1 protein-coding gene is annotated in these 267 nt (G+C 45.3%); it reads left to right on the top strand.

The window, feature by feature from the left end; translation table 11 throughout:
* A partial coding sequence (locus tag V0R37_RS22310) for a type I restriction enzyme subunit R domain-containing protein (protein ID WP_420376583.1) occupies window positions 1-267 on the top strand: 267 nt, incomplete at both ends.

Raw genomic sequence — 267 nt, 5'->3', positions numbered from 1 at the left:
AGAGCATTGAGACTGAGCAGGATGATAAGAAGCTTAGTGCCGCTGAGAATAAGAAAGCCTTCTTACATCCAATGCGCATTGGTGAAATCTCGCAGTATATTCTGAGCCATTTTAACCAGAAAACGCATCGAGCCTATTCTGGCGCTAAAGGGTTTAACGCCATGTTTGCGGTAAGTAGTGTTGATGCAGCGAAAGCGTACTATGAAACCTTTAAAACATTGCAGGCCGAGGCTGAGAATGGACCCACAAGTAAACCTCTGCGCATTG

The sequence above is a fragment of the Pollutimonas rozaliensis genome (genome assembly GCF_048751585.1).
Lineage (GTDB): Bacteria > Pseudomonadota > Gammaproteobacteria > Burkholderiales > Burkholderiaceae_B.
Note: the sequence above shows the minus strand (reverse complement) of the source record. Positions and strands in the feature narration are given on the sequence as shown.